This window comes from Pseudoalteromonas sp. S4741 (assembly GCF_005886135.1).
Classification (GTDB): domain Bacteria; phylum Pseudomonadota; class Gammaproteobacteria; order Enterobacterales; family Alteromonadaceae; genus Pseudoalteromonas; species Pseudoalteromonas tetraodonis.
The window spans coordinates 1-3,615 of record NZ_PNCN01000055.1; the positions used below are offsets into that span (position 1 = coordinate 1).

The following is a 3,615-nucleotide window of genomic DNA, read 5'->3' on the forward strand; positions in this document are numbered from 1 at the left end:
GGCTGGATTAATAGCCTATACTTTTCAAACTAAAAAGCCGAGTATAAAAGTGACTCGGCTTTAATTCTTATGCAGATCTGAGGTTAATTAGAGTTCACTTTGAAAACCATTCCTACTACACAGCTAAAACCTGGTATGTTTGTACAAAAAGTTGTTAAGCAAACTGGCAATATTAGAATAAAAAACCAAGGCTGGGTTAAAACTCAAAGTGGAATTGATAAATTAATAAAATCTGGCATTTTAGAGGTTGAAATCGATCCTGATAAAATGCTCACCTCTGAAGAATCTGAAACACAACCAACGCCTGCTACTAAGCACGAAATCAAAAAGCGCGATCCATGGTTAATAACCCACAGCGCTGAGCAAGAAATGAGTAAAGCTAAAAAGCTTTATGATGAAGCAAAAAACTTACAAACCAAAGCATTTGGCGATATAGAATCTGGCCGCACTGTTGATGTTGCTCCTTTTAGGGAGCTGGCTAGCGGGTTTATTGACTCCGTATTTAGAAATCAAGATGCGCTGGCGTGCATTACGCAAATGCGCCAAAAAGATGCCTATTTATTAGAGCACTCGATAAATGTGTCTATTTTAATGAGTATTTTTGCAAAACATCTCAATATTGAAAAACCAATCATTGAAGAACTTGCAACAGGTGCCCTATTGCATGATATGGGAAAAATAAAAATACCTGACGCGATTCTCAACAAACCAGGTCGCTACAGTGACGAAGAATTTAAAGTGATGCAAAATCATGCGCGCTTTAGCAAAGAAATACTAGAAGACGCAGGATTAACGGGGATTGCTGTTGATATCGCAGGTATGCACCATGAGCGCTTAGATGGTAAAGGCTACCCCTTTGGTAAGAAAGGCGATGAAATAAGCAAATACGTTCGTATGGCCTCTATTGTTGATGTATATGATGCATTAACCGCTGAACGCGTTTATAAAGCGGGTATGGAGCCAATTAAGGCGTTTAAAATATTAAAACAAGGTTGCCCAGATAGCTTTGATGGCGTGCTGCTGAATAAGTTTATTCAATGCATTGGTATTCACCCTGTGGGCACGCTGGTAAAACTTTCCAGCCAAAAAGTGGGACTGGTGACCCAAAGTAACCCTGCAACACCATTAAAACCAGTCGTAAAAACGTTTTTTAATGCCAAACATGGGCGTTACACTGAAGTTCAAGATATTGACTTATCAAGCAAAAGAACACAAGACACGCTTGAGTCAGCAATAAAACCCAAAGAATATAATATAGATTTAGAGGGCTTTTATAAGCACTCTATCTTTAGTTAATTGGCCACTATTGTGGCCAATCTTGCAGGGCTTTTAAGCTAAATTCATAACCATCAAAATCAAGTACGCTCTGATCCGGTGCTATTTCTAATACCTTCAACGCACCAATAGACTCCCCCTCATATAGCTCTCTGCCATTGAGCTTTATCCAGCGTTTATCCGCCGCTGAAGAATAAATGTGCGCCTGATATTTAATGCTTGGCAACATACTTTGTAGGCCATCAGGCAGTAGCTCAACGGGTTGTACCCGTGATGAATGACGAGAGCCTTGAGTTACTTCGTAGTCAGCTGTTGTTTCTGTGTCATTAACGGCTTGCGCAAACGCATTTTTCAGCGTGTCGGGAACCGTATCTAGTTCAGCGGTTGATTCTGGCTGGGCAGGCACATTTTGATTAAGTGGTTTACCTAACACTTTGTATTTACTTAACTCATCGACACTGAGTGTTCTTTTCGTTGGTTGAGTTGGTACACTTTGCGGTTGGTTGCTCGGTGATTGAAAACTAGATGAAACGTTACTCTGCGCCGAGAAATTTTGCGTTTGCCCTTGAGATGCTTGATTAACGCTCATAGGTAAATATTGCCCTTGTGGCGTAAGCAACATTTGCTGTACACCCGTTGGGGTTTGTACATAAACCAATTGCCCTGCCAGTGGCACAGAATTGTTAGGCGCAGTTGTAACAAGGGGCGTTTGAGGGGTTGTTACTGTTTGAGCAACCGTTTTTTTTACTTCCTCTGGGCTTGTTGGTTTTTCTACTACTGCTGAGTCTTTTTGACTAAGGTCATTTTGAACAACCTCATTTTTTACGGCTACATTTTCTTGTTGCAGCCACTTACCGACAAAAAAGCCACTGGTCAATATACCCGTTGCCAATAAACTTCCTGCGAGTAAAAAACTAATTCGACGATAGGCCATCAACTGGCGTTGTTGTTTTAATTGTTGCGCTTGCAAGTCATATTGCTCTGCGCCCATGGTATCGTGCTTTGACTGCTTTAACGCATCTAATAAATAAGACATGAATCACCTAACTAAAGAATAAATGACAGGCCAATTCCTGCACCAAAAAGCATTAACGCAGCAGCACTATAAGGCCAAATAGAGCCTGTTTTACTCACCTTATTATTTGTAACAATAAAGTCGATAGGTAAAGATTCACTCGCCGCTTGCTTAACAATATCACTGCCAACAATTTCTTGCTGTTTGGAAAATGCCCCTACTAATGCGCGTTCACACACTAGGTTCATTAATCGTGGCACGCCGCCTGTGAGCTGATGCACCATTTGCATCGCTTCCATTGAAAATATTTTCTTGTCACAACCTGCAATATGTAGCCGATGTTGAATATAAGCAATGGTTTGCCCTGGTGTTAGCGCTAACAAGTGATACCTAGCAGTAATACGCTGTGCCAGCTGTCTTAACTCATTTCGCTTTAGAAGTACCTGTAACTCAGGCTGCCCTACTAATACTATTTGTAATAACTTTTTATGGTCGGTTTCGATATTGGTTAATAAGCGAAGTTGTTCAAGCACATCGGGGGCAAGTAGCTGTGCTTCATCAATAATTAAAATAGTATGCCCCCCCGCTTTATTATTAAACTCGAGGTGCTTTTTAATCACATCCGTTAGACTCTTCAGCGTGGCATTTTTGGCGTCGTAAGTTATTTGTAATTCATCGCAAATACTGGCTAACAGTTCAAGTTCTGATAAGGCAGGATTATAGATCATGGCTACTTGGGTATTTTCAGGCAGTCGCTCTAACATACTACGTGTTATGGTGGTTTTACCCGTACCCACTTCACCAGTTAACAGCACAAAGCCACCGTCTTCACCTAGTCCATAGGTAAGGTGTGCTAATGCTTCTTTGTGGCGTTCACTTAAAAATAAGTAGTGGGGATTAGGCGAAATTGAGAATGGCTTTTCTTGTAAACCAAAATAGCTTAAATACACCTTTATAGTCCTTGGTCGTTAATTCACGGCCTATAATGGCAAAAAAATAGCCTAGGTGACAACTACAACCAGGCTTTATTATTAAAATAGTGTAAATAAAAAGGCTAACCGTAAATAAAAGAGCATTTTTAGATTCGCTAATATATTAGGGTCTGTTGTTCTTTGCGGATTAATATTTGTTCAAACTAGGGGCGGTTTAATCGCGGCGCGAGGTTTGTAACCTAGTGGGCTCGATAACTGCTCCTGCGTTATTCTACTGGCTTACATCCATGTAAGAATAAGTAAAAACCGAGCAAAGCTTCCGCGTCCTGCTCACGCCCCTTACCTACATCCATGTTGGCAACAAAGAGTAAATCGCCCTTAGGCAGAACCCTT

Annotated in this window: 3 protein-coding genes; 1 reads left to right on the forward strand and 2 read right to left on the reverse strand. The window is 40.9% G+C overall.

Features of this window, described 5'->3' with window-relative positions:
- The first annotated feature begins 99 nt into the window (after nt 1-99).
- On the forward strand, nt 100-1,296 hold the full coding sequence (locus CWC30_RS09060; protein ID WP_069438557.1) for a cyclic di-GMP phosphodiesterase: 1,197 nt from the start codon (nt 100-102) through the stop codon (nt 1,294-1,296).
- A 7-nt stretch (nt 1,297-1,303) separates the two neighbouring features.
- Here CWC30_RS09060 and CWC30_RS09065 read toward each other — a convergent pair whose 3' ends face one another.
- Together CWC30_RS09065 and CWC30_RS09070 are read right to left on the reverse strand one after the other, a co-directional pair.
- Complete coding sequence (locus CWC30_RS09065) at nt 1,304-2,311, reverse strand: general secretion pathway protein GspB (RefSeq protein ID WP_069438556.1); 1,008 nt, start codon at nt 2,309-2,311, stop codon at nt 1,304-1,306.
- An 11-nt stretch (nt 2,312-2,322) separates the two neighbouring features.
- Nucleotides 2,323-3,240 (reverse strand): ExeA family protein, encoded by a 918-nt coding sequence (locus tag CWC30_RS09070; RefSeq protein WP_069438555.1) that lies wholly within the window; start codon nt 3,238-3,240, stop codon nt 2,323-2,325.
- Between the last annotated feature and the right edge of the window lie 375 nt (nt 3,241-3,615).

What these genes read in the sequence shown, in the direction of transcription:
- CWC30_RS09065 (WP_069438556.1), bottom strand. Translation starts at nt 2,311, where the DNA reads ATGTCTTATTTATTAGATGCGTTAAAGCAGTCAAAGCACGATACCATG.